The organism is Sanyastnella coralliicola (assembly GCF_030845195.1).
Classification (GTDB): Bacteria; Bacteroidota; Bacteroidia; order Flavobacteriales_D; family Sanyastnellaceae; genus Sanyastnella; species Sanyastnella coralliicola.
The window spans coordinates 3,600,511-3,627,056 of sequence record NZ_CP132543.1 but is presented as its reverse complement, the minus strand read 5'-3'; the positions used below and the strand labels follow the sequence as shown (position 1 = coordinate 3,627,056).

The 26,546-nt window shown below is 47.4% G+C and carries 25 protein-coding genes and 1 tRNA gene; 20 read left to right on the top strand and 6 right to left on the bottom strand.

Annotation, left to right across the window (positions count from 1 at the left end):
• Positions 1 to 16 precede the first annotated feature (16 nt).
• From RA156_RS15025 to RA156_RS15010, 4 genes are read left to right on the top strand one after another with little or no spacing between them, the layout of a single operon-like run.
• Complete coding sequence (locus RA156_RS15025; RefSeq protein ID WP_306641255.1) at positions 17 to 1,582, top strand: 7TM domain-containing protein; 1,566 nt, start codon at positions 17 to 19, stop codon at positions 1,580 to 1,582.
• Entirely contained in the window at positions 1,582 to 2,445 is an 864-nt protein-coding gene (locus tag RA156_RS15020; RefSeq protein WP_306641254.1) for a sugar-transfer associated ATP-grasp domain-containing protein, read from the top strand. The genes RA156_RS15025 and RA156_RS15020 overlap by 1 nt, the downstream gene beginning before the upstream one ends.
• On the top strand, positions 2,442 to 4,703 hold the full coding sequence (locus RA156_RS15015) for a tetratricopeptide repeat protein (protein WP_306641253.1): 2,262 nt from the start codon (positions 2,442 to 2,444) through the stop codon (positions 4,701 to 4,703). Before RA156_RS15020 ends, RA156_RS15015 begins: the two co-directional genes overlap by 4 nt.
• Positions 4,687 to 5,961: a hypothetical protein gene (locus RA156_RS15010; RefSeq protein WP_306641252.1), complete on the top strand. Its 1,275-nt coding sequence runs from the start codon at positions 4,687 to 4,689 to the stop codon at positions 5,959 to 5,961. The genes RA156_RS15015 and RA156_RS15010 overlap by 17 nt, the downstream gene beginning before the upstream one ends.
• Before the next feature lie 309 nt (positions 5,962 to 6,270).
• Here RA156_RS15010 and RA156_RS15005 read toward each other — a convergent pair whose 3' ends face one another.
• A complete protein-coding gene (locus RA156_RS15005) occupies positions 6,271 to 7,383 on the bottom strand; it encodes a hypothetical protein (protein WP_306641251.1) in 1,113 nt (370 codons plus the stop codon).
• Between the two features lie 672 nt (positions 7,384 to 8,055).
• Between RA156_RS15005 and RA156_RS15000 the strand changes: the two genes are divergently transcribed.
• The 4 genes from RA156_RS15000 to RA156_RS14985 all read left to right on the top strand — a co-directional run bounded on the left by RA156_RS15000 (position 8,056) and on the right by RA156_RS14985 (position 10,545).
• Positions 8,056 to 8,280 carry a hypothetical protein gene (locus RA156_RS15000; RefSeq protein WP_306641250.1) on the top strand — a complete coding sequence of 75 codons (225 nt, stop codon included), beginning with the start codon at positions 8,056 to 8,058 and terminating at the stop codon, positions 8,278 to 8,280.
• A 1-nt stretch (position 8,281) separates the two neighbouring features.
• Entirely contained in the window at positions 8,282 to 8,752 is a 471-nt protein-coding gene (locus RA156_RS14995) for a hypothetical protein (RefSeq protein WP_306641249.1), read from the top strand.
• 14 nt (positions 8,753 to 8,766) lie between these two features.
• Entirely contained in the window at positions 8,767 to 9,240 is a 474-nt protein-coding gene (locus RA156_RS14990) for a hypothetical protein (protein ID WP_306641248.1), read from the top strand.
• 828 nt (positions 9,241 to 10,068) lie between these two features.
• Positions 10,069 to 10,545 (top strand): hypothetical protein, encoded by a 477-nt coding sequence (locus tag RA156_RS14985; protein WP_306641247.1) that lies wholly within the window; start codon positions 10,069 to 10,071, stop codon positions 10,543 to 10,545.
• Positions 10,546 to 11,552: 1,007 nt separating this feature from the next.
• Here the strand turns inward: RA156_RS14985 and RA156_RS14980 are convergent.
• A tRNA-Asn gene (locus RA156_RS14980) sits at positions 11,553 to 11,626 on the bottom strand.
• 81 nt (positions 11,627 to 11,707) lie between these two features.
• Here RA156_RS14980 and RA156_RS14975 point away from each other — a divergent pair.
• Positions 11,708 to 12,634: a PfkB family carbohydrate kinase gene (locus tag RA156_RS14975; protein WP_306641246.1), complete on the top strand. Its 927-nt coding sequence runs from the start codon at positions 11,708 to 11,710 to the stop codon at positions 12,632 to 12,634.
• Position 12,635: 1 nt separating this feature from the next.
• On the opposite strand, the gene RA156_RS14970 is transcribed toward RA156_RS14975, so the two are convergent.
• Positions 12,636 to 13,508 carry a M23 family metallopeptidase gene (locus RA156_RS14970; RefSeq protein ID WP_306641245.1) on the bottom strand — a complete coding sequence of 291 codons (873 nt, stop codon included), beginning with the start codon at positions 13,506 to 13,508 and terminating at the stop codon, positions 12,636 to 12,638.
• Positions 13,509 to 13,651: 143 nt separating this feature from the next.
• Between RA156_RS14970 and porW the strand changes: the two genes are divergently transcribed.
• From porW to RA156_RS14915, 11 genes are all read left to right on the top strand, one after another.
• Positions 13,652 to 16,279: a type IX secretion system periplasmic lipoprotein PorW/SprE gene (gene porW / locus RA156_RS14965; RefSeq protein ID WP_306641244.1), complete on the top strand. Its 2,628-nt coding sequence runs from the start codon at positions 13,652 to 13,654 to the stop codon at positions 16,277 to 16,279.
• Positions 16,280 to 16,282: 3 nt separating this feature from the next.
• Positions 16,283 to 16,702: a bactofilin family protein gene (locus RA156_RS14960; protein ID WP_306641243.1), complete on the top strand. Its 420-nt coding sequence runs from the start codon at positions 16,283 to 16,285 to the stop codon at positions 16,700 to 16,702.
• Between the two features lie 22 nt (positions 16,703 to 16,724).
• The gene (locus tag RA156_RS14955; protein WP_306641242.1) at positions 16,725 to 16,886 is read left to right on the top strand and encodes an AtpZ/AtpI family protein; all 162 of its coding nucleotides are present in this window, start codon (positions 16,725 to 16,727) and stop codon (positions 16,884 to 16,886) included.
• The gene (locus tag RA156_RS14950) at positions 16,883 to 17,275 is read left to right on the top strand and encodes a hypothetical protein (protein ID WP_306641241.1); all 393 of its coding nucleotides are present in this window, start codon (positions 16,883 to 16,885) and stop codon (positions 17,273 to 17,275) included. Before RA156_RS14955 ends, RA156_RS14950 begins: the two co-directional genes overlap by 4 nt.
• 122 nt (positions 17,276 to 17,397) lie before the next feature.
• Complete coding sequence (gene atpB, locus RA156_RS14945; RefSeq protein ID WP_306641240.1) at positions 17,398 to 18,552, top strand: F0F1 ATP synthase subunit A; 1,155 nt, start codon at positions 17,398 to 17,400, stop codon at positions 18,550 to 18,552.
• 18 nt (positions 18,553 to 18,570) lie between these two features.
• The gene (atpE, locus tag RA156_RS14940) at positions 18,571 to 18,816 is read left to right on the top strand and encodes an ATP synthase F0 subunit C (protein WP_306641239.1); all 246 of its coding nucleotides are present in this window, start codon (positions 18,571 to 18,573) and stop codon (positions 18,814 to 18,816) included.
• A gap of 22 nt (positions 18,817 to 18,838) precedes the next feature.
• Positions 18,839 to 19,336: a F0F1 ATP synthase subunit B gene (locus tag RA156_RS14935; protein ID WP_306641238.1), complete on the top strand. Its 498-nt coding sequence runs from the start codon at positions 18,839 to 18,841 to the stop codon at positions 19,334 to 19,336.
• Between the two features lie 5 nt (positions 19,337 to 19,341).
• Positions 19,342 to 19,902, top strand: a complete 561-nt coding sequence (atpH, locus tag RA156_RS14930; protein ID WP_306641237.1) for an ATP synthase F1 subunit delta — start codon at positions 19,342 to 19,344, stop codon at positions 19,900 to 19,902.
• Positions 19,903 to 19,944: 42 nt separating this feature from the next.
• Positions 19,945 to 21,522: a F0F1 ATP synthase subunit alpha gene (atpA, locus tag RA156_RS14925; RefSeq protein ID WP_306641236.1), complete on the top strand. Its 1,578-nt coding sequence runs from the start codon at positions 19,945 to 19,947 to the stop codon at positions 21,520 to 21,522.
• Between the two features lie 2 nt (positions 21,523 to 21,524).
• On the top strand, positions 21,525 to 22,403 hold the full coding sequence (gene atpG, locus RA156_RS14920) for an ATP synthase F1 subunit gamma (protein ID WP_306641235.1): 879 nt from the start codon (positions 21,525 to 21,527) through the stop codon (positions 22,401 to 22,403).
• Between the two features lie 155 nt (positions 22,404 to 22,558).
• Positions 22,559 to 24,037, top strand: coding sequence for a sensor histidine kinase (locus RA156_RS14915; RefSeq protein ID WP_306641234.1), 1,479 nt, complete (start codon positions 22,559 to 22,561; stop codon positions 24,035 to 24,037).
• Here RA156_RS14915 and RA156_RS14910 read toward each other — a convergent pair.
• The 3 genes from RA156_RS14910 to RA156_RS14900 all read right to left on the bottom strand — a co-directional run bounded on the left by RA156_RS14910 (position 24,013) and on the right by RA156_RS14900 (position 26,465).
• A complete protein-coding gene (locus RA156_RS14910) occupies positions 24,013 to 24,759 on the bottom strand; it encodes a cyclase family protein (RefSeq protein WP_306641233.1) in 747 nt (248 codons plus the stop codon). The genes RA156_RS14915 and RA156_RS14910 overlap by 25 nt on opposite strands.
• A 73-nt stretch (positions 24,760 to 24,832) precedes the next feature.
• Positions 24,833 to 25,681 (bottom strand): hypothetical protein, encoded by an 849-nt coding sequence (locus RA156_RS14905; protein WP_306641232.1) that lies wholly within the window; start codon positions 25,679 to 25,681, stop codon positions 24,833 to 24,835.
• A gap of 13 nt (positions 25,682 to 25,694) precedes the next feature.
• The gene (locus RA156_RS14900; RefSeq protein ID WP_306641231.1) at positions 25,695 to 26,465 is read right to left on the bottom strand and encodes a hypothetical protein; all 771 of its coding nucleotides are present in this window, start codon (positions 26,463 to 26,465) and stop codon (positions 25,695 to 25,697) included.
• Positions 26,466 to 26,546: the final 81 nt, after the last annotated feature.

The following is a 26,546-nucleotide window of genomic DNA, read 5'->3' as shown; positions in this document are numbered from 1 at the left end:
TTAAACCGCAAGCTATTTGAAGATCAGAAGTTATCACGTCATCGTTGGCTTATTTCTGATCATCCCCCTTATTCTAATCTTGTTCAAGGTTTTCGTGTATGGATATTCATTCAACAATATCCTTCCGACAACTAGCTACGAGGTAAGCGTAACTTTTGATATCGAAGGTTTCGGGGATGAGATACAAGTAAGCACCTGGCTGCCAATTTCTAACGAGCGCCAGGAAATCACAAATGAAATTCAAGAAACGGGTGTCTTTGGGGTCACTCAGTTGAACGACGCCACGGGCCGAAGGGTCACTTGGACTGCCCAAGCCGTGAACGGAAAAAAGCTCATTCGCTACTCTTTCGAAGCACGAGGAAAGGCGATTCAGTTTGACATCGATCCTGACATGGCGGTGCCACGCGACCTGCCGCCTTCGGTATACCAATACCTGAACAGCACGGCAGCGATCCAAAGCAACCACCCGCAGATCTTAGCAAAGGCCGATGAACTCACAGGGTCAGAGGAACGCTTCCTCCCCATCTTGACGTCAATCTTCACCGAGATTAACGGCATGGAGTCACGTCCTTTCAAGGGGTTGACCGATGCGTTGACCACGTTGAAATTAGGAGAGGCCTCGTGTAATGGAAAGTCGCGTTTGTTCGTTGCACTCTGTCGAAATAAAGGCATTCCAGCTCGATTGGTGGGCGGCTTGATTATGGATCAAGGAAGCAAGAAAACCACCCACCAATGGGCAGAGGTTTATATGGGAGGCTTTTGGGTTCCATTTGACTGTTTGAACGGGCACTTTGCATCGATTCCTGCCAATTACTTGGAGCTCTACAAAGAAGATAACTTCCTATTCAGCCGTACGGCAAACATTGAATTTGACCACCTCTTTACCATCCAGCCAAAACTGGTGAGTAACCCGAAGTTGGCAAGCGAGCTGAAAAGCAGCGCCTTCAATACCTACTTGATGTGGACGGCCTTCGAAAAGGCAGGTATTCCTTTGTCATTGTTGAAGGTAATTCTGCTCATGCCGTTGGGTGCGATGGTAGTGGCTATCGCCCGAAATGTAATCGGCTTAAAAACCTTTGGAGTCTTCCTACCAGCACTGATTGCCGTGGCCGTTGGATACACAGGATTACTCTGGGGAATGCTGGCATTCGTGTTGGTGATTGTCATTGTAAGCCTGATGCACTACCCGCTCGAACGGCTCGGAATGCTGTACACTCCGAAGATGGTCATCATGCTGGTGACCGTGGTGATCGCGTTCATCTTGCTATCGATCATCGGGATCAAAATGAACTACACCGAGTTGGCTTATATCACACTCTTCCCGGTGGTGGTAATCACCATTACCGCCGAGCGCTTCGCGCGCACCGTGATGGAAGAAGGATACGGAGATGCCATTAAGATTACGATCCAAACCTTAGTGGTTGTGTTGGGTGCTTATGTGGCCATGAACTCAACAACTATGGAGGCTATTTTCCTCGCCTTCCCTGAGCTCTTCTTAACGATTATCGCGGCCATGCTTCTCTTGGGAAGATGGATTGGACTTCGTGTCACGGAGTACCGTCGATTTAAATGGTTGGTGTGATGATGAAGTGGTTCAAGAAACGTAAGGAGATCGACCAGGTGGCCCTGGGAATCAATGAGCGTAACCTAAAGCTGGTGTACCCATTGAATCCGAGAAAGTACTTCCACTTGGCAGACGACAAGGTGTTGACGAAGGCGATCCTCGAAGAGCATAAGGTTTCGGTAGCGGAGCAGTTTATGGTCATCGAGAGTGTCGGAGACATTACGGAAAAATGGGCGGCAACTCCCCGCAAGAGTTGTGTGATTAAACCCAGCAAAGGATCCGGAGGCGGTGGAATTCTCATCGTTGATTATGATGAAGAAAATGGTTGGACTAAAGGCGGAAAACCGATTTCAGAGGACACCATTGAACGTCACATCGCGAACATCATCTTTGGAGTATTCAGCTTCGGAGCAGATGATAAGGTGCTGATTGAAGAGAAAATCATCCAGCACGAAACGGTGACTAACCTATGCCACTTAGGTATTGCTGATGTCCGTGTGATCGTGAAAGAAGGAGAAATCGTCATGGCGATGCTCCGACTTCCAACCAAAGGTTCAGATGGAAAAGCGAACCTCCACCAAGGAGCCGTAGGAGTAGGTGTGGATATTGAAACAGGCATATTGAAGAAGGTGTTTGACCTTCAATCTTATGCTGAAATTCACCCAGATACAGGACAACAAATTACCGGAGTACAGCTTCCTGATTGGCCAAAGGTGCTTGACACTTGTTTGAAGGTAGACGCGGCATTTCCACTCAATTATTTAGGAATAGATATCGCCTTTGATCAGCACAAAGGGCCGATGGTGCTCGAGATCAATGTGCGACCAGGACTAGAAATTCAAAACGTTAATCAAGATGGACTAAGGAGGACGATCGTATGAGAAAGAAGAAAGCAACAGCCACCCCTTTCCTGATTTTCCTCGCGATTGTCATTGTTATCGTGATTATGGCTGATCGAGTGGCCCGCGACAAAAGCGCCGAGCCAACGATCGTGTACATCACAGATGACGTGATTAACAATGAGCGAAACGACATCTGGCAATTCGAACGCGAAGAGTTCGTTGACGCAACCGAAGGTCTCGAAGCGGATTCCCTGTTTGTGAACGCCGTAGACGCTTACCGCCGTAGTCAATACAATCGTGCCGAAGAGTTCTTCAGTTCGCTGGTCAATAAGTACCCAGAAGAGCCTTCAATTCGAAATTACTTAGGGTTGATTTACCTACACACAGATCAAACCGTAGAGTCGAAAACCCTGTTTGAACAAGCCTTGGCAAGTGATAGTGCATACGTACCATCGTTGATCAATTTGGCATTGGTTTACTCTCGTTGTGAGAACTATGCAGCGGCAGATTCTGTGTATGAATTGGTGGTGACACATTCACCGGCGAACTCCAAGGCGTGGCTTAATCGAGGTATCATGCATTGTCGAATTGAGGAGTGGGCTGCTTCCGCGCTAGCGTTAAATAACGCCATCAAATATGCCGCCGGAGAACAAAAAGCCAAAGCCAACACCTACCGAGGAATGGTGGCATTCAACTTGGGCGATTCGTTAGCGGCTACCGGCTACTTTGAAGAGGCGATCAACTTGGCTCCGTCTTACATCTTGCCGCGTATCTACCGCACCTTGGCTATCGCCGAAGATGAGGTTCGATTAGAAGAATTAGACAAAGTCATCGCACTGCGTCCGGGGTATGCGCCGGCATACTACTACAGAGGTGTGGTGTTGGAAGACATGGGTCGCACAGACGATGCACGTCAGAGTTTCGAGAAGGCCCTGCAGTTGAATCCAGCAGACAAAGACCTATCGCAATTGCTCGGTTCGTTCTACATCAACAATGATTTGATCGTGCGAGCTGAAGAATACTTCGATCAGGTATATGGACAAGACACATTGGCGCCACAGCAGTTTTTCTACAGAGCAAAAATTGCGAGCCGCAATGGTGAGTTAGAGACGGCGATCAGCCTCTATGAAAAAGCCATTGATCTCTCTGATGGCAATTATGCCGAGGCCTACTTGAACAGGGGAATTCTCTTGAAGAAGCAAGGCAAGATTGACGACGCCATTGCCTCATACCAACGGGCTACGGAAGTGCGCGCATCTTATGAATCGGCGTGGTACAATATGGCTTTGGCCCACCGCAGCGCGGGGAATGATGCAGACGCTGTTCGATGTTATGAGCGAGCGATTGAGATCAACCCAAAGGCTGTGAAGGCGCGCTATAACTTAGGTAAGATCTACAGTGATCAGAAGAATGTGGAGAAGGCGATTGAGACTTACCGAGCGCTGATTGACGTTGACCCTGATTATCTGAAAGCATGGTACAACATTGGGTCGTTGTACTTAGATCAAGACCAACCTCAGATTGCGCGTAAGGTGTATGAAGAGATGTTGGTGCGCTTTCCAAACTATAGTAAAGCATGGTTCAACTTGGGTGTCGCTCGCGCGGAAAGTGGAGCGAACCAAGAGGCGATCGCTGCTTATGAGCGTGCGATTGACCTTGACCCGAATTATACTTCGGCTTGGAAAAATCTAGGGAACATTTACGCCTCGACGGGTGATCTTGATCAAGCAATTCTTCAATACCGACAGGCACTAGACATCGATAATAGCGATGCACAGCTTCGCTTCAATCTAGCGCTGCAGTACGAGAAGAAGGGCAATTTTGACGAGGCCATTATTCACCTCAACAAGGCTGTTCGTATCCGTCGTGACTACCTTAAAGCCATTGAGAAATGGGCAGAATTGGCGGTGAAGGCGAAGGATAAAGAACAAGAATTATTAGCGCGAACATTTGAAGTAGAGCTAAGAGAAGAGTCTGAGCCATACTATGATTTGGCGCGCGACATGCACAAGGCAGATCAATTTCAGAACGCCATTGACTATTACCGCAAAGCTGAAAGTGCGGGTAAAGATGGCGTTTGGATTCGCTACTGGCAAGGCAAGGCATTTTATGACTTGGGTGATTTCGCTAGCGCGGAATCGGAATTCTCCAGAGCTTTGCAAGTGGATGCAGAACACAAATTCACCCTATATCGTTTGACACAACTACTATCAGAAACCAACGACCCCCGAAGTGCGGAATATGCCCTGCGCCTAAGGAGTTTATATCCTGAATTTGCAAATGAGAAAGGAATTTGAACACCGGATCCTGCTGTTGACGCTACTCGCCATTGCGTTTACAACACAAACAAGTGCTCAGTCGACCATGTCGATCGAACTCAGCGCTGCGCCTGGATATCGTGACAACGTTTTCAATTCTCCTGACATCTACATTCGTGACAATACGAACGTAGTTGACACCTTGGAACGTTCTCAGCTCATTGTGAGTGAACCCTTCTTGCAATTAGACGGAACGATCAACATGAAATGGTCGTTCAATGCCCACCGCATCAACTGGAAGACGCATGGTGAGCTATTACGCTACCAAAACACCACGCAAGCGAACGCAACGGAGGCCTACTCGAAGTTGAGTTATGACCACAAGCCGAAAACGGGCTTGCGCAAGGGAGCGCACGTGCGACTGAGAACACAAGACCGACTTGGACTGAACGTTCTTGGTAGCGAACTCTTGACACCGTTCTCTTTCAACCAAGTAGATGGAGGCGCTTATGTGGAACGACAAAAAACAAGGGGGAACTCTTCAAAACTGGAAGTGACCTACTCGTATAAGAATTACGACATCTGTTTCGGTTGTGACTTGAATAAGCAAGATGTGAGTTTGACCCAGCGTGAGTGGGGAGCAAAGTTTCGTCAAGAAATCAAGACAGGCGAGATTGCCAAGCGAACGCAGAAGATAGGAATAGAGGTGCACGCCCGTGATCGTCGCTACTTCGATTGGATCAATTACGAGTTGCTTCAAGAAGACCCAGACCCACTGGCGCCAGACCCTTTCTTCCCGTTTGACCCGAACATCACCTACACGGCAAGACGCTGGAGATACTTAGTTGGTCAGCTAGATTACGTGTTCCCGATGAGTAAGCAAGTGAAGGTAAAACCCTTCATCGAGTACACCCGTCGATTCGACATCAGCAACGGAGACTTCAGTTACGTGCAATGGCAACCGGGTATTCGCTTCTATGTCAAGTCTGATGACTGGGACGTAAACACATCGGTCAGTTACACCAGCCGTGATTACGATGATCGTCTAGCCCGAGCCGCAGAAGGAGTCCCATTCCCAACCCTAGAGTACACCTACTTGCGCGCCAACGCAAAGGTGATGCGCCGCCTCAAAGGCAACTGGTGGTTGAGAATTGAAGGAGGTTATGCTTCTCGTGAATCGAACACCACAGAGATTACCACTCGTGTGCGCCGAAGCTACACCAACGCTTTTGGAATGCTCGGTATTCAATGGTCTTTCGAACGCGATCGCTCAAAACAGGTGACTAGGAGTTCGTAGGTCGTGGTTCGTGGTTCGTAGGTTTTGTTGTTTCTGTGCGCATTGATGCGCCTCAACGCAGAACCGTGAAGAAAGACCAATTGTAGGGATGGATGAAATCCATCCGGCATCACCCTGGTTTTGGGTGTGATCCCTCTAATCCCGAAATGGACGCATTTCATGTGCCCCTACATTAAGCCTCAGTAGGGTCTGGTCCTTTAGCGGCGCACCTGTCCCGTGCTTCGGGATTTATGCGCCTCAACGAAGTTTCCGTAACATAGGCGTATTCGCAGGGATGGATGAAATCCATCCATCACCCGAAGGGCACCCCTATTCCGGAGAACACGTAGTACCCAACGTACCAAGGAAAGCCAGAAGATCGGCCGTACCCACGGTACCGTCGTTGTTGAAGTCACTAGGACATGAGCCTTCTACAGACGCTACCCCAGCAGCAAAAGCCTCATCGTACACTGCTTGGTTGTCTACAGTCACATCACAAACTTCAAACTCACACGACCCGTCGTCAAAGGTGACGGCTGGGTCATAGTTTGTTGCTACAGCGTATGTGCATCCGTAACAAGAGGTGTCATCATTGCAAGGACCGCAAATACCGTCACAAGTAGTTCCGTCACCAAACGGGATTCCACAGCAGTCAGCACACGAGATATAATCACATGACCCGTCGTCGCAAGTGGCAGCGGGGTCATAATTACAGGCACCGCTGTCCGTGCAGCCATCAGGTAAGATGCAAGATCCGTCGTCACTAATAGCCTCAGGCTCATAGTTACAAGCGGTAGGGTCAGTACAACCAGGACAAGCGAATGCAAATGGATTGTTTGTCGGGTCTGGACCATTCCAAATTCCGCATTGGTTAATGACCCCGTCATTCGTTACTGAGGCACCATTTTCAAAGGTTCCGAAGTTGTCGATGACTCCATCAGTGTTGAAGCTGGCGTTCGAGAAGATTGTTCCTTCGTTGACAATGTTGCCCGTGTTGATAATCCCCGTGTTAAACGTCACGAAGCTAGAATTGTAAAAAGTAGCCGTCTCCAGTATGACGAAAGTACCGTCCTGCGTGAAAAAGGTCCCGTTGTTGTTGATGCTAGTGCCTTCAAAGAGGTATATCTCGGCGTTGTACATTTCGAAATTGCCTTGAACATCTAGTCCGCCTGAAGTGAAGTACATAAAACCATCAAGGATAAGTGACCCGTCAACAGTGATGAGATAATCCACCGTCAAAAATGATGAGATAAAAGCCATTGCTCCAGTAGGAATGGTGGCATCATTTCCAGCTGCAGGAAGCCCATTATCCCAGTTAGATGGATCTGCCCAAAGAATCCCATCCCCATTCCCGGTCCAAGTAGTTTGGGAGAACCCGAGAGCTGAAATAAGTAAAAACGAAACGAGGGTGGAAAGGGTAATAAAGGCCTTCATAGTGTGCATCAATAAAGCTTGGTTAGTGGTTGCAAAGGTACGCAATCGTTTAGGGAGTGGTGAACCAGGGGTGGTTCGTGGTTCGTGGTTCGTGGGTGACCGGCGAGGAAACTAAAGGAATAGGTCGTTGTAGGGATGGATGAAATCCATCCGATATCACCCTGGTTTTGGGTGTGATTCCTCTAAACCTGAATCGTGAAACGGCCGAACCCAATAATGGTAGGCCCGGGATTTGGACGCATTTCATGCGCCCCTACATTAAGCCTCAGGAGGGTCTGGTCCTTTAGCGGCGCACCTGTCCCGTGCTTCGGGAATTTTGCGCTTCAACCCCTCCACCAAACCACGGATTTACACCCACTCATTGGGGTTTCAACAACATTTCTTGTATCATCTGTACCTTGGGAAAGGCATTGCACTAAAACAACTATGAAACGACCTCAACAAAGCTTCCTGTTATTCATACTGTCCTTTTTTGTGGCGTTGATTATTAGCGGCTGCACTAAAAATGACTTCGATGGAGATGCCTCGGTTTTGGTTGGAAGGTGGAAGTGTGTTTTGGTGCAAGAAGTTGATTACGAGCCATCTCCTTATTATGATACGACTAACCATAGTTTGGATATAGATCTAGAATTAGAAATCATAGAAAGGGGTAGGCTATGCCTTTATGATGGAGATTCTAGATTGAAAAGTTCTCGAGCAAGTGAGGTGTGGGAAAGCACAAATGACACGTGGACTGTTGTTTTTATCACTTGCCCAGGTTTAAATGACTATTTGAGTATAGAGGATGCGCTGTCTTTTGCTGTATACAATGAAGACAGTATTGTAACAAAGAGTTTGAACTTTGTCCCAAACGACCCAATTGACCCCGACGGAGATGTGAACTATGCTTTTATTCGAATTGAATAACATGTTGAAAAGGGCGCCGTATGTATTGGGCATTTGTTTTGTGCTGTTTATTCAAGGCTGCACAAAAAACAACTTCGATGACGAAGCCAGCTTCCTTGTTGGCCGATGGAAATGCGTGAAAGCAGAAGCAATCTCTTATCCCGAATCTGGAGATTTTGATACGATACCGATAACACTGGAAACGGATTTAGAGATCCTTTTTCTTGAACGTGGGCGTTTGTGCCTTTATGATGGTAATGAGAAACTCAAAAGCGCAAGGGTAAAGGAGGTTTCTACCGGCGCATTAGGAACGATTAATGTTGAAACAAAAGGCTTGAGCGAATATTTGCAGTCATCAGTAAAAGACAGCGAGTCTTTCGGGTTGGTGCCAGTTGACGACGAAAGCTTTTATACAAACCTCTTTCTCATAGACGGGTTTGTGGATGACTATCCTGAAGTTCTTTATGACCTTTATTTTGAAAAGATTGAGTAACCCTAAAGCAGGTAATGAACACATTCCAACCGAACGTCAGCATTCTAATTCTGTCGTCATTGATGTTGTGCAGCTGCACGAAAAACAACTTCGATGACGAAGCCAGCTTCCTTGTTGGGCGATGGAAATGCGTGAAAGCAGAAGCAATCTCTTATCCCGAATCTGGAGATTTTGACACGATACCGATAACACTGGAAACGGATTTAGAGATCCTGTTTCTTGAACGTGGGCGTTTATGCCTTTATGATGGAAATGAAAAACTTAAAAGCGCCAGGGTAAGAGAAATCTTTTCTACTGTTGAAAATTCCATTGGAATTGAGACAGGTGGACTAAGCGATTATTTACAAGAAGGAAACAAAGAAGACGAAAGTCTTGGAATTCAATATTTGAGTGATGACAGGTTTACGACGAACACTCTTCTGATTGATGGTTTCGTGAATGACTATCCTGAAGTTCTTTATGACCTTTATTTTGAAAAGATCGAGTAACGCCCGTAGCTGGTAATGAACACATTCCAACGAAACGTCAGCGTTCTAATTCTGTCGTCATTGATGTTGTGCAGCTGCACGAAAAACAACTTCGATGACGAAGCCAGTTTCCTTGTTGGGCGATGGAAATGCGTGAAAGCAGAAGCAATCTCTTATCCCGAATCTGGAGATTTTGACACGATACCGATAACACTGGAAACGGATTTAGAGATCCTTTTTCTTGAACGTGGGCGTTTGTGCCTTTATGATGGTAATGAGAAACTTAGAAGTGCCAGGGTAAGAGAAATCGTAACAGGAATCTCGACATCAATTACTGTGAGAACGAGAGGGCTCGGTGACTATCTACAAGAAGGATTAGAGTACGATGAACATATTGGAATTCAGCCCATAGATGAAGTGCGTTTTTGGTCCGACCACCTGCTAATAGACGGACTAGTCAGTAACTATCCAGAGGTCGTGTATAATTTCTATTTCGAGAAAGTAGAGTAGCCTCAAACCAAGGAAATCCATCCGATATCACCCTGGTTTTGGGTGTGATTCCTCTAAACCTGAATCGTGAAACGGCCGAACCCAATAATGGTAGACCCGGGATTTGGACGCATTTCATGCGCCCCTACATCTCGCTCCGTGTGGGAAATTTGTCCTTTAGCGGCGCATTTATGCGCCTCACCTGTCCCGTGCTTCGGGAATTTTGCGCTTCAACCCCTCCACCAAACCACGGATTTACACCCGCTCATTGGGGTTTCAACAACATTTCTTGTATCATCTGTACCTTGACAAAGGCATTGCACTAAAACAACTATGAAACGACCTCAACGAAACGGTCTTATGCAAAAGATCAGTATTGCGTTAATGCTAGCATTCATTTTAACCTCTATCCTTTCCTGTCAGAAAGAGGAGTTTGAGGGATACAATGAAATAGCTGTAGGCAGGTGGGAATGTACTCGGATCTTTGAACGGAAGTGGAACTATGCCACGAACCAGGTGGACACTATTGAGCATAGCTTTTCTACGGATTTGGAGATACTTATTTTAGATAAAGGTAGGATTTGTGTTTATGAAGGTGGTCGCAAACGAAAGAGCTCGAGAATTGAGAGTATTACAGAACTTGGAAGTGCAGATTTAGTTGAACGCCAAAGTCTTTTTCTTGTGTGCCCTGGTTTGAAGAAGGTTCTTCATCAGGACTTTCTTATTATGGCTTTTCATGACTCTCCGGACTCTTTCGGAACTGCAAACCTGAATTATTTCCAATCAGAAAGCGAGATCTCTCTTGGGTTTCACTATGTGTTTGATAGAATAGAATGAAATCGACAGAATCAAAGAAGAACTTCAACCTAGGTAGGCTGGTCTTGATACTCGCTTGTGCGTTCGCCGTTTTGGTAACCCCAGGATGCAGAAAAAGACCACTTGAGGGCCAAGGCGATGTTCTAATCGGCTCATGGGAATGTGTTTCAATTGATCAACTGAAATACGAAACCGGAGCACCTTCTTTTGACACAACACAAGTCTTTAACGCTTCGACGATAGACCTTGAAATTCGTTTCATAGATCGAGGAAGAGTTTGTATTTATCGAGACGGATCTAAGTTAAAGAGCTCCAGAATTGAGCGATGGTCATCTAACCATGACGATGACTACGGTGATTATTTTCTTCGGTGCCCGAGACTAAAAGACTTTCTCGATCATGAAGACCTGCTTTCCATGCATTTAGAGACTACACAAAAGTTTACTACTGCTTCGTTGATGATTATTGACGAGAACGGTTTAAGTCCCAACGAACACTATTTGTACACGTTTGAAAAAAGGTAATGCTTGACCTCCATCTGGCATCACCCTGGTTTAGGTCTTATCCCTCTAAACCTGAAACGGCCGAACCCAATAATGGTCGGCCCGGGATTTGGACGCATTTCATGCGCCCCTACATCTCACCTTTCGTGGGAAATTGGTCCTTTAGCGGCGCACCTGTCCCGCACTTCGGGATTTATGCGCCTCAACAGAAGAATCGTAAAAACAGAAGGATATGTAGGGATGGATGAAATCCATCCGGGATCACCCCGGTTTAGGTGAGAACCAATTGAAAAGGTTCGGTGATCCGGAAGAACCCATTAATTGGAGACCCAGGATATGGACGCATTTCATGCGCCCCTACATCTCGCTCCGTGTGGGAAATTGGTCCTTTAGCGGCGCATTTATGCGCCTCAACGAAGAACCGCGAAGAAGGGCGTATCGTAGGGATGGATGAAATCCATCCGAAAACAACAATCCCCAAATTCTAGGGCACAAAAAAAGGAGGCTATTGCCCCCTCATTTCTGCTCCCCCGGTTGGACTTGAACCAACGACCCTCTGATTAACAGTCAGATGCTCTAACCAACTGAGCTACAGGGGAAGGTATGTTGCCCGCGTAAAACGGGGTGCAATATTACGCTAATCTTATAAGCAAAACAATATCTTTGCGGAAAAATTTCACATGAGTCTAATCGCAGTTGGAACGGTGGCCTTTGATGCCATTGAAACACCATTCGGGAAAACCGATAAAGTAGTGGGAGGTGCCGCAACCTACATCACGCTGGCTGCCAGCTACTTCGTTAAGCATTCTGAACTCATCTCTGTGGTGGGTGATGACTTTCCTTCAGCGTTTTTGGCTGACATGAAAGCGCGCGGTATCGCACAAGGCGGTCTGCAGATTAAAGAAGGAGAGAAGTCTTTCTTCTGGTCTGGAAAGTACCATTACGACATGAATTCTCGTGATACGCTCGATACACAGTTGAACGTATTGGCTGATTTCCAACCTGTAGTTCCTGAAGAGGCGAAAGGAGCTGAGTATGTGATGCTCGGAAACCTTGACCCAACAGTACAGATGTCTGTGATTGACCAAATGCCGAAACGTCCGAAGCTGGTTGTGCTTGATACGATGAACTTCTGGATGGACATCGCAATGGACAAGCTTGCAGCAGTGATTGCGAAGGTGGACGTATTGACGATCAACGATGAAGAAGCACGTCAGTTGACGGGCGAGCACTCATTGGTGAAGGCGGCGCAGAAGATCTTGACAATGGGCCCACGTTACCTGATCATCAAGAAGGGTGAGCACGGAGCACTATTGTTCGATGAAGAAAAAGTGTTCTTCGCACCCGCACTGCCGTTGGAAGACGTAGTTGACCCAACAGGAGCTGGAGATACTTTCGCTGGTGGGTTCATCGGATACCTTGCGCACACTGACGACATTTCATTCCAGAACATGAAGCGTGCGGTGATCATCGGATCTGCGATGGCGTCGTTTACATGTGAGGCGTTCGGACCAGAGCGTTTGATGTCGCTAACGACAAATGAGATTGACCACCGAATTCAGAAGTTCGTTGATCTCGTAGATTTTGACATTGTACTTGTAGAGTAGTCTACTCTTCAAAGATGAAATAGTCGAGGGGATCCACCGGGTTCCCTCGATGCCATAATTCGAAATGCAGGTGAGGCCCGTCACTGTGGTCTCCTGTATTTCCGATCACTGCGATCGACTCCCCCGCGCGTACTTGCTCACCCATTTCCTTGTACAAGGCACTGTTGTGTTTGTAGATGGAAATGAATTCGTTTTTGTGCTGAATAGCGATGACATTCCCTCCGTCGCTGGTGAAGCTTGATAGAATAACGGTTCCATCCGTTACTGCTTTGACCACACTGTTTTCTGGAGCTACCAAATCGATACCATAATGGTCGTTGTCGGCATCGTAGCCTGAACTGATGGTGCCTTCTACAGGCTTGAATAGAAACCCAGTAGTTGCACCTTCTTCTTCGGCGCTAGATTGACTCACGCGCAAGACGAAGCGATCTTCATCTTCCACTTGAGCACGTAATGCAGAATCTTGCGGAGAGATTTCGTAATCCAATTCCGCGCTAGCGTCACCACCTGCTTGTTGTTGAAGCAAACTATCTGAAGGAACACCCCCGGTGAGAATGGTCTGAAGGTTCACCAAGTAAGCCTCTTGCTGCTTCAAACGGTATTCTAACGAGTCAGCTTTGAGCTTGGCATCCAAGGCATCTTGACGGTGTTGCTGATCGATATAACCCGGCACCACATATTCACGCAAAGGCGTGAGCGCGGTGATAGCATAGGTGATTCCACCAATGACAACCACGATTCCTGCGATCAGCAGAATTACGTTAAAAGGTGTGAGCAGAATGGAAAAACGTTCTTCGTAGCTTGCCTCGTGAAGCAGAGAAAGACGAAATTCACGCTTTAATTTTCTGACTATTTTTTTGCGCCGTTTGCTCATTGTGACGGTGAATGAACGGCTGAAACGCCGAAAAGGCAAAGAAAAAAGGAAAAATTAAAATAATTTTGCGTGTTCTCTGTTAAAGAGAAGCCGAAATCAAACAACACCAACGAACATTGGATATCCTTAAGCAACTTCGGTTTGTGCTTGTTTTCGCTTTCCTGTTCATGCTTGCATGTACAACAAGGAAAGACGGGTTCGTGTACCGTGTATTCCACAATACCACGGCGCACTACAATGGGTTCTTCTACGCACAAGAGGCGATGAAGGAAGCCGACGCGACCCTCTGGGATAAGCACGAAGATGATTACGATGAGGTTCTACCTCTGTTCGTCTATGGAGACGAAGAATCTGCGCAAAGCATCTTCCCGCTCATGGAGCGAACTATTGAGAAGAGCTCGCGGGTAATCGAACGTCACAACATGGATCCTCCGAAACGCGACAAACGAAAGTCTAAGCGTCCGGAGATGAATAAGTGGATTGACGACAACTACCTGTTGATTGGTCAGGCCTACTTCCTCAAGCGCAACTACTTCAAGGCAGAGGAGATGTTCCTCTACGTAAGTCGTAAATACAAAGACAAGAATATTCAAGCCCAAGCGAACGCTTGGCTTACGCGTGTTTACCTGGAGCGTGAAAGCTATAACCAGGCGAAGAACGCTATCCTGAAAGCTTCGCAGATGAAGAACCTCGAGCCTGAGGTGAAGTCTGAAGTTCAGCTCGTGTATGCAGATTACTTCATCCGCCAGGAGATGTGGAAGGAAGCTGCTGAGGAGCTCGAAAAAGGAATCAACTTAATGGAGAAGAAGAAGGAAAAGGCACGTCCGACCTTCATTCTTGCTCAGTTGATGCAGCGCCAGAACAAAGGGCAAGATGCGATTGCCTACTTCAACGCCGTGTTGAAACTCAAGCCAACCTATGAGATGGAGTTCTACTCGAAGATCATGCAAGCCATGGCTTTCGATCGTCGAGGTGGAAATTCAAACCAGATCAAGGAGACGCTCTTCAAAATGTTGAAGGACGAGAAGAACCTGGAGTATCAAGATCAGATTTATTACGCTCTCGCGGAATTGGAACTCGAAGAACAAAACCGTGAAGGTGGTATTGACTACTTGAAGACTTCGGTAGAAGTGAACCAAGGAAACCAGAAGCAGAAGATGAAGAGCTTCTTGCGTTTGGCAGACCTTCACTTGGAAGACAAAGACTACCAGAGCGCGCAGGCATACTACGACAGTACATACCGCAACATTCAAGAAGAGCACGAACGCTACCTTGACGTTAAGAACAAAGCAGAGAGTTTGACAGAACTCGTGCAGCACTTGAACGTGATTGAGGAGCAGGATAGTTTGACAGCCCTTTGTGAGCTCGACGAAGAATCATTGATCGCCAAGCTTGAGAAGATTCGCAAGCAGAAGGAAGACGAAGCGGAAGAAGAACGTTTAGCGCTTGAAGCGGCGGCAGCAGCAGCGGCAGCCGGACAAGGCGGTGGAAACGCCGGGGCATTCTGGGTATACAATGACCAGCTCCGCGACATCGGTCAGCGCAACTTCTTGGATTACTGGGGTGACCGTAAACTAGAAGACAACTGGCGCCGAAGCCAAAAGCTAGAAACCACATTCAACAATGAGGAGGAAGAGGTGATTGACGCGCCGAAAGACACCTTGATTGTTGAAACAGACGGTATCCCAACGGTAGATGAGATGTTGGCCTCTCTTCCGTGCAGCGAAGCTGGTCAAGTAGCGTCGAAGGGATCTATTGCTAACGCCTATTATAACTCAGGAGTTATTTACCGCGAGAAGCTAGAAGACCTTGACAATGCGATTGAGCAGTGGGAGGTTTTGGTAACACGCTATGATGATTCAGAGTTCCACCCAACGAGCTTCTACCTATTGTACCGCAGCTACCTGTACAAAGAGTCGCAAGGGTACAAGAACCCGTTCTGTGGAACTTGTAGCAGTCAATATTGGGGCGACCTTATTGTGGAGCGTTACCCTGGTTCAGAATGGGCCTTGCTCGTAGAAAACCCTGATTACCAAGATTACGCGGAGCTGAAGAAAGCGGAAGAGCGCGAAGCTTATGAGTTGGTGCTTTCAAAGTACTACCAGCGACGTTACCAAGAGGTGATCACGGAGACAGACAGTGTGATTCGCACAGAGCCAGACAACAGCGTCCTGTGTAAATACAAAGTGCTTAAGGCACAGTCTGTAGGATACATGGACGGACAGTACGGCATGCGCGACAACTACTTCGCAGAGCTAGAATCTGTCATAGCGGAGTGTCCAAACACAGAAGAATCTGCCTTCGCTACTGAACTACTCGCGAAACTTCGCGGTGAGAAATCAGAAGGCGCAGGAGGAAAAGAAGACACGGCGGATGACCCGAAAGACGAGCCGCCAGCACCATCGCCGTTCAACTACAATGAAACGGCACGCCATTACTTCATGATGGTACTTCCGGTACGAGGAACTGACCTGAACGCCACGAAGGCGAAGATGTCAGACTTCACCGGAAAGAACTTTAGTAGTTCTGGCTTGAAGGTGTCTTCGAATTTGATCGACCGAAACAATCAGGTAATCCTTGTCAAAACCTTTAACCGATTGGAAGACGCAACGTCTTTCTTCGGCGTATTCATGGCAAGCGATGATATGAAAGAGTACCGAGACGCTGGTTACACTACAGCGTTGATCTCGAAAGAGAACTACGTGACTCTGTTTAAGACCAAAGACTTGGAGGGATACCAGCAATTCTTCCTAGACAATTATCAACCGTAGGCTATGCTGAAGAAAGACAAGATGGCAAGAAGTATCGACAACAACATCGAGCGCGGCATCAACCGCATCGTGGAAGGAACGCGTTTCAAAGGCGAGGTTTCTTGTGAAAGCAACATTCGTATCGACGGATCTTTCGAGGGGGACCTTGAGACGAAAGGACGTTTGGTTATCGGGCCTCAGGGGTCTGTAAACGGAACGGTTCGTTGCCAGAATTGTGAAGTGGAAGGCAAGCTTACCGGAAAGCTAGGCGTTGAAGAGCTCTTGTCGCTAAAGGCATCAGCTCAAATGGAGGGAGAGATCCACTACGGTCAGTTGAGCATTGAACCTGGAGCTAAGCTTGCAGGTACCCTACACATGGGAAGCAAGATCAAGGATATTTCCAGCCGTGACGAAGGAGCAAGAGCAGAAGAACGCACGGCCTAACGCATTCCTACGATACTCCGGAATGGCATTCACGATGGCAGCGACCATCGGGCTGTTCATCTATGGAGGAATCAAGCTAGACGAATACCAGGGTAACGAAACCCCTGGCTGGACGATCGCCGGAGCACTCATCGGTGTTTCCGCAGGCATGTACTATGCCATCAAAGACCTGATGAAGAAATGAAACGTTTTCTAACCTCAAACCTTCTGGTTACCGCATTGTTGGTAGCGCTTTACATGGTGTTGGTGTACGGGTTCAATCAGCCATACATCTGGGCCATCCCGGCGATGATCGTTGTTTTTGGTTTCATCAACCTACTTTCAAAACGCATGATGGAGCGCTCGGAGACGAAAAGTCCGGGCAGATTTGTAGCAGCCTTCACAGGGGTCATTGGTATCAAGCTAATGGTGGCCATGGTAGTCACCCTTTTGTACCTATTGTTAATAAAAGATGACGCCATTTCCTTCGTCATCGCATTATTCGTGACCTATATGTCATTCACCATTTTGCTGGTGCGTTCAGCGATGAAACAGCGCCAAATCAGCCAGCAAGAAGGGAATGAGAACGACTGAGTTTTCCACAGTTAGCCTCTTCAGGTAACATTCAGTTATTTTTTTTGCGAGGAATGCCTTGCCAGCCAGATTTAATCCCTACTTTTGCACCGATTTTTACAAGGGGTTGATAAACCAAGGCGATGAATCTTCATAAGATTTCTTCTTTTTTCCAAGTCCTAATCCTCGTAGCCGCGGCTATGTTTGTGGCACCTTCTGTGCTGGCGTCAGGCTCTGGCGAAGGACACGGTGATGACCATGCTGAGAAGGCTGAGTTCCAGGCAGGTGAGTACATTATTCACCACATTGCTGATTCACACTCTATCCACCTTTTCGGAGACCATGCCGAGGGTATTCCTGAAGTAAGTATTCCACTCCCAGTTATTCTTTGGACAGACAATGGATTGCAGATGTTCATGTCTTCTGCTTTCCACCACGATGATCAAGGAGTAGAGCGTGTTGATATCGGAGACGGTCAGTACGTAGTGAATTACCACGACAAGATTTTATACGCTAACGCGGAAGCGGATGCATATGGTTCTTACGCACCAATCGATCACGACACACACGCGGTGATTGGAGCACAGCCATTTGACCTTTCGATTACGAAGTCAGTATTCGGTATGTTGATGATCATGTTGATCATGATCTTGGTCTTCCGTTCAGTTGGTAAGGCATACACGAAGCGCGCAGGTCAAGCGCCAACCGGATTGCAAAATGCATTGGAGCCACTTATCCTCTTCATTCGTGATGAGGTGGCGATCCCTTCACTAGGAGCGAAGAAGGCAGACAAGTTCTTGCCATTCCTATTGACAGTATTCTTCTTCATCTGGATGTGTAACCTACTTGGTCTGGTACCATTCCTTGGCGGGTTCAACATCACAGGTACGTTGGGTGTGACATTGGTGCTTGCAGCATTCGTGTTCATCATCACAACGATTAACGGAAACAAGCACTACTGGGGCCACATCCTATGGCCTCCGGGAGTACCGCTTCCGATTAAGTTTATTCTTATCCCAATTGAATTTGTAGGTATTCTTCTTAAACCAACGGTTCTTATGATCCGTTTGACTGCCAACATCAGTGCAGGTCACATCGTCATCTTGGCGTTCGTGAGTCTTGTAGTGATCTTCGGACAGACAAGCACAGGTCTTGGACTAGGGGTTGGAGTAGGAGCAATTGCCTTTATGGTGTTTATGTTCTTCCTGGAGTTGCTAGTAGCATTCCTTCAGGCTTACGTATTCACCCTACTGGCAGCACTCTACTTCGGAGATGCCACTCAAGAAGCACATCATTAACCCAATAAATAAAGAACAATGGAATTGCTAACTGTTCTTATCGACACTCTAATGAACAAAGGTCTTGCAGGCCTTGGAGCTGGTGCAGCCGTAATCGGTGCAGGTATTGGTATCGGTCGTATCGGTGGATCGGCACTAGAAGCGATGGCTCGTCAGCCTGAGTCAACTGGTGACCTCCGTGCGAACATGATCGTTGCTGCGGCACTTGTAGAAGGTGTAGCACTATTCGCAGTGATCGTTTGCCTCCTTGTAGCTCTAGGATAATTAAGAAACCCATTTAGAAGATATGGATGCTTTGCTCTCGCCGAGTCTCGGCACCATGGTTTGGGCTTCAATTGCCTTCATCATTGTCTTGATCATCCTTCGCCGTGCGGCGTGGGGTCCGATCTTGAAAGGACTAAAGGAACGTGAAGAATCGATCGCTGAATCACTGAATGAGGCTGAGAAGGCTCGTCAGGATATTGCAGATCTAAAGTCTGACAACGAAAAGTTGCTTCAGGAAGCACGTGTTGAGCGTGACAACATCTTGAAGGAAGCTCGTGAGTTGAAAGACTCGATGATCGCTGACGCGAAGAACCAAGCCAAGGAAGAGGCTGAGAAAATGGTGAACAGCGCACGCGAAGCTATCGAAACAGAGAAAGCAGCTGCTCTTGCTGACCTAAAGGAGCACGTAGCTATGCTTTCACTGGAAATCGCTGAGAAAGTAGTTCGTCAGAGCCTTTCGAGCGACGATAGCCAAAAGGCGCTCGTTGACAAATTGCTTCAGGAAACTGACCTCAATTAATTGAAATGCGTAACCCGAAAGTAGCACATAGATACGCCAAGTCGCTTCTAGATCTCGCTACGGAACGTAACGAGGTAGACGCTGTCGAAAAAGACATGCGCCTTATCTCATCTACGATCCAAGAGTCTCGAGATCTTGAGCTGTTGTTGCTAAGTCCAGTTGTAAAGGGCGATAAGAAGGAGAACATCCTGAAAGCGCTTTTTGGATCTCACATCACTGAGATGACTACAGGATTCATCGGCATCATGACCTCAAAAGGTCGTGAAGCGGTGCTAGCTGAGGTGGCAACGCATTTCCTTGAGCTCACGAAGAAGCGTAAAGGCATTCTATCCGCACAAGTTATAACTGCTACTGCACTGACTGAAGAAGCGCGCGCCAAGATCAATGTGATCGTGTCGAAGCTGAATTCGGGAGGAGCTGTAGAGATCGAAGAGAGCGTAGATCCAGCCATCGTTGGTGGATTCGTTCTTAAGGTCGAAGACAAGATGATCGATGCTTCGGTACTTAGTCAGTTCAGAAAACTCCACCGCGAGTTTGACGACGATTCGTACGAAGCAGCGCTATAATTGAAATAGTCCCGACACTCGGGACAAAACAAACGTCATCCAATGGCTGATTTGAAACCCGCAGAAGTATCTGCGATCCTCAGAGAACAACTTTCTGGCGTAAAGTCAGAAGCAGAACTTGAAGAAGTAGGAACGGTTCTTCAGGTAGGTGATGGTATTGCCCGTATCTACGGACTGTCAAACGTACAGTCTGGTGAGCTTATCGAGTTCGAGAACGGAGTTCGCGGTATCGTACTTAACCTTGAGGAAGATAACGTAGGTGCCGTACTTCTAGGTCCTTCAGGAAACCTAAAAGAAGGATCAAGCGTGAAACGTACTGGTTTGATCGCGTCTGTGAACGCCGGTAAAGGAATGCTTGGTCGTGTTGTAAATACACTTGGTGAGCCGATCGACGGTAAAGGACCTATCGAAGGTGACCTTTACGAAATGCCGATCGAGCGTAAAGCACCGGGAGTTATCTACCGTCAGCCAGTAAACGAGCCACTACAGACAGGTATCAAGGCGATTGACGCGATGATTCCAATCGGCCGTGGTCAGCGTGAGTTGATCATTGGTGACCGTCAGACAGGTAAAACTACGGTTGCGATCGATACGATCATCAACCAGCGTGAGTTCTACGAGCGCGGTGAGCCTGTATTCTGTATCTACGTTGCCGTAGGTCAGAAAGGATCAACAGTAGCTGGAATCGTGAAGACGTTGGAAGACGCAGGAGCAATGGACTACACAGTAGTTGTTGCGGCGAACGCATCTGACCCTGCACCGCTTCAGTTCTACGCACCATTTACAGGTGCTGCGATTGGAGAGTTCTTCCGTGATACTGGTAACCCAGCATTGATCGTATATGATGATCTTTCTAAGCAGGCGGTAGCTTACCGTGAGGTATCACTTCTTCTACGTCGTCCTCCAGGTCGTGAGGCGTACCCAGGAGATGTATTCTACCTACACAGCCGTCTTCTTGAGCGCGCAGCGAAGGTGATTAACTCTGACGAGATTGCTGCTCAGATGAACGACCTTCCTGAGTCAATGAAAGGTATCGTGAAAGGAGGAGGTTCTTTGACAGCCCTTCCAATCATTGAAACACAAGCAGGTGACGTTTCTGCCTACATTCCAACAAACGTAATTTCTATTACCGACGGACAGATCTTCCTTGAGTCGAGCTTGTTCCTATCAGGTGTACGTCCAGCGATTAACGTAGGTATCTCGGTATCACGTGTAGGAGGGTCGGCACAGATTAAGTCGATGAAGAAAGTTGCGGGTACATTGAAGCTTGACCAAGCTCAGTACCGCGAGTTGGAAGCATTCGCGAAGTTCGGTTCTGACCTTGACGACGCTACGAAAGCAGTACTTGATAAAGGTGCGCGTAACGTAGAGATCCTTAAGCAAGCACAGAACTCGCCAATGACGGTAGAAGAGCAGATTGCGATCATCTACCTAGGAACAAAAGGTCTTGTATCGAAAGTTCCAGTTAACAAGGTGAAAGAATTTGAAGTAGAGTTCCTCTCTTACATGCGTAACAAGCACCGTGATAGCCTAGACGTATTGAAGTCTGGTAAATTGACGGATGAAGTACAGCAAGTACTACGTGACGCAGCAGCGGAGCTTACTTCGAAATATGCATAAGCATGGCTGGAGGTCTCAAAGAGGTAAGAAGTAGGATCACATCGGTCCAATCAACACGTCAGATTACTCAGGCGATGAAAATGGTGTCTGCGGCGAAGCTTCGTCGTGCCCAAGATGCTATTACTCAGATGCGCCCTTACGCAGAGAAACTGCAAGAGATCTTGGCGAACGTGAGCTCTACCCTTGATTCCAGCGAAGGTGTATATAGTGTTGAACGTGAGGTGAACAACGTACTCGTTATTGCGATCACTTCGAACCGCGGTCTATGTGGAGCGTTCAATAACAACATCGTGAAAGAAGTGAAACGCCTGATTGCGGAAGATTACGCCGGCAAGAACGTTCACGTACTTTCACTTGGTAAGAAAGCTTCTGATACTTTCAGCAAGACTTCGCATCACACAACAGATGGTTACTCAGACACTCCGTACGAGATCTTTGATGACCTGACTTTTGGAAATGCAGGAGACATTGCAACGATTGCAATGAGCCAATTCGCTGACGCGAAGTATGACCGAGTAGTCGTAGTATACAATAGCTTCAAGAACGCAGCCGTACAGGATGTGATTACCGAGCAAATGCTACCAGTTGTTGCGAAGGCAGAGGAAGGCGGAAGCGCCGCTACCGAATACATTTTCGAGCCAAACAGAGAAGAGATCGTTGAGAACATCATCCCGAACTCAATTCGTCTCCAACTGTTCAAGGCCTTGCTGGATAGTCATGCTAGTGAGCACGGAGCTCGTATGACGGCAATGCACAAAGCGACTGATAACGCGTCTGACCTATTGAAAGAGTTGAAGTTGACCTACAACAAAGCTCGTCAGGCGTCGATTACAAATGAAATTCTCGAGATCGTTGGTGGAGCGGAAGCTCTCAACGGTTGATAACGTGGACATTATTGAGGATGGAAAGAAGCCCCGCATTTGCGGGGCTTTTTGTTTTTCTGCGGGACCTTCAATTTTTTCAACCTAGCACGTTTTTTGATGCTGGTAAGAAATGACGAGAGCCCGGCGCTTTCGTGTATCTTTCCAAATAGAATATGGGCATCCATCTCACATTACGTCAGCGCATCTATTTCTCGATGCTAACCATCATTCTCCTGGCCTTCGTGGCTTCGGGAATCACGGCGTACATTAACTTCAAACAGCAGGAGGAGGAGTATAACCTCTCGCGCCTGAGCCGCAAAGAGTTGGCGATCCAGGAAAGCATGCGCTATTTCCTCGATCAGCAAGGAAATGGATACATGGCTACCGATTCGGTACCAACCATCTTCACAGATAAAATCTGCGAGCTCTCTGACGTCCACAATCTCGCAATAAACCTATACGACCTTAGAGGTCGTCTCCTGATCAGTTCGAGCCAGAACAACTTCGATGCCCTTGGCTTTGCCCAAGAGATCGATTACACCATCTTAAAACAGCTCAGCACTGGTAATGACCGTGCAGAAATGGCCAAAGATGTCGATCACGGAACCTACATCATGGCCTACTGGTATTTCCGTGACGTCGATGATCGTCCAATTGCGGTGACCAACGTGCGCTATGATAAGCGTGAAGTAGACCGCGCCGAGTTGAACGCCTTCCTTCGCGAGTTGACGAAGATCTACGTTGGTTTGTTCATGGGGGCGGCGTTGTTGGCGTATTTCCTTTCGAATTACATCACCTCTTCGCTACAGAAGATTGGGAAACGAATGGCCCATGTTGACCTCCAACAACGCAACGAAGCCATTTCATGGGATAGTAACGACGAGATTGGCGCTCTAGTGAACGAGTATAACCGGATGCTGGATGAAGTCAAGCGTTCGGCCAGTGAACTGGCCAAATCAGAAAGGGAAAGCGCATGGCGAGAAATGGCAAAGCAAGTGGCCCATGAGATTAAGAACCCATTGACGCCAATGAAACTGCGCGTTCAACACTTGGAGCGGTCGTTCAAAAGCGATGACCCTGAGTTTGAACCAAAGCTGAAGAAGTTTGCAGATTCCATGATCGAGCAGATTGATGCCTTGAGCAATATCGCGAGCGAATTCAGTGACTTCGCAAAGATGCCCAAGGCGCAACGGGAGCGTGTTGATCTCAATGAATCCATCAGCGGATGTGTTGAGTTGTTTCACGACGAGACGAGTGCAAGAGTCATTTACAGCGGCCCTGGTAAAGACGTTGACACTTCTGTATACATCGATCGTGATCAGATTCTGCGCGTATTCAACAACTTGATCAAGAATGCCATTCAGGCCATTCCTGAGAACAGAGTGGGTGAGGTAAAGGTGGCGCTTACGCGGAAAGATGACCTCCTCATTGCCACGGTTGAGGATGATGGAATGGGTATTCCTGAAGACATGCAGTCGAAGATCTTCCAACCGAACTTCACCACCAAGTCAACCGGCACGGGGCTTGGATTAGCGATGGTGCATAACATCGTGGATCAAGCAGGAGGTGTCATCAGTTTCACGACCACCCCTGGAGAGGGAAGTACCTTCATGGTTGAATTACCGGTTCACGATGCCGGTACTGCAGGATAAATGATTGGTCGACTTGGGCTCGCGTCATTCTCGAATGGTGGGAACTGCAGATTCATGAAGTAATATCCATCGCGGATTTCATCTGGCACATAGACCATTTCTGTAATGCTCGCGTCATGTCTTTCGTCTGCACCAATTTGCCAGAAGATGTGGTGCGCACGTAATTCGCCGCCATCTACTTCACGATCAACACTAGGTAAGTCAATCAACAGATGACGAACACCTGCCGAAACAATCTTTTTAGCGCATTCTGAGCTCAAATACGGTGGATTGGTGTCACTATACTGTTGTGTGAGTTTAGAGGCTGTATTCGGACTCGTTCGAAGTATCAGCGCAGAAGGCAGGGCGCCATCAGGAATTTGATCGGCCTCGATGACGAGATCATCGTTGTGCTTCGTTGGGTGCACAGTGATTAATTGAGCGTCGAGGTGGTACTCTTTGATTTTCTGGTTGACTGAATGCAGGGTCTCTGTGATGTGACCAAGGCATTCGGTGTGCGTACCGTGACCGTGCGGATTAAAGCTGATGTTTCTGAAATTGACGCTTCCGCCCTGCGCCACACTACCAACGAAGCCGTCACCTTTAACGGGTTCGATCGAAATAGGGGGTACGTACCAAGCAGATACTTTTCCTTCACCTGATTCTAAGGGGATGGAGATATCAGTGCCGTTATTCAATTCCGCCCGATAGGGCTTACCAAGGAGATGAAAGATCACATGCATGCTGGAAAGATAGGGGGTAAAACGACAAAAGCACCCCGAAGGATGCTTTTGAATATTGTGAGTAAGGGAATGCTTAACTACAACCCATGGCTCCGAAACCAGGAACGATGTCGAAATCGACAGTATCGTCTTCCAGGTTATCAAGGATCTCAAGGATTCCGAAGTATTCACCGGTAAAGTTGATCTGACCACCGCTTACATCAAGTGTACCATCAGAAGTGAAGTACACGCTGAAGTTTACAAAGTCGATCAAGTACCCGAAACCTTTTTCATCAAGATTATCCAAGTCGTCTTCTAGGTTATCGAACCAGTCAAGGATCTCGTAAGAGCCTTGCGCTTCGTTATCGTAAACGAAGTAGAGGCAGAATCCTTGGAAGAAATCTGTGAAGTCAGAATCTTCATCAACATTTCCGTCTGCTAGTGCTTCGAAGTCTCCGGCGATACCAAGTACCATAGAGATTCCGTCGAAGTTGCCGCCGTAATCGAATAGATCAAGGCCAAGCGCTTCGTCAGAAGCAGAGAAGCAGAACGTGTAAGTGATGTCAAGGGCACTGTTACCAGCTACTACGGTTCCTCCTGTGTTAGACCCAAAAGAGAATGAAGGGATAATCAGGATGCCGCCACCTTCAGGGTTCTCAATGAACACAGGACCTTCTGAGTTAGAGAAGTTCCATCCGTCGTTAGGGTCAGCAAAGCTGAATTCACGCGTTTGCAAGTTGAATTTGTACAACTGGCCACGCTCCTCATTCCAAACCCCTAGTTCAGAGATTTGACCCATGAGCTGTTCAGCAGCACGCTGTTGCTCAATAGTTGTTTGAGTCTGGTACTCGAAGTTGTTGCTTTCTTCTTGCTTCGAACATGAAGTCAAGATCATAGCACCTACTGCGAGCGCGAAAAAACCAAGTTTGGTAAACAGTTTCATTTTAATAGTTCTATTAGTTGATCAAGAAACCGAGACGGATCTGTCCGTTCACGTTAGGACCAACTGCGAAGCTATTAGACTGATCTGAAAGGTCTCCAGCACCAGCTGCAGGAAGATCTTCGTCAGAATCGTTTCCGTTCAATAGGTTGTAAGCAACCTGGTCAGAAACTTCTAGCTCTTCGTCAGCCCAGCTTGTGTTGCTGAATCCAAAGCCCATCTCAGCTCCAAGATACACATTGTCTGCGAAGTAGAAGTCAAAACCACATAGAAGGTTTAGTCCAAAACGCGTGTATGATTGCTTCTGAGTTTCAGTCCATACGATGTACTGCTCAAGCTCACCTGCATCGTCGATGTCATTTGGCCCCCAGTACTCAGACTCGCTAGATACGTTACCGATACCGAAATCAATCTCAGCACCTACGTAAGGAGATAGACGGTCAGTTCCGTCGAAGTGCATCTCGTATCCTGGACGGATAGTAAGATCAAACATGCGAGCGTAATCGAAAAGGATTGGGCTCACTGGATCCTCAGTACTGATCGCACCTTCTTCAGTGTTTACAGTTTTGTCTGTTGATGATCCAACAAATACGTTAACACGGATCGCAGACGACTCAGAGTTGAAGAGACGTAGACGGATACCGTTGATTCCGATCGGGTTACCTCCTAGTGGAGAGAATTGGAACTCGACGTTCTTGTCGCCTCCGATCTGTTTCTGTGCTTGTACTTCATTTGTACCAGCGAGGCAGAGTAGCGCTGCCGCAATAAAAAAGACTACTTTTTTCATGATGGTTGAAAATTTAGTAATACTCGTTTCCATCGTGCAAGGACGGAAAGATTTAGCTTCTAGATTTTGGTAAATATCTTC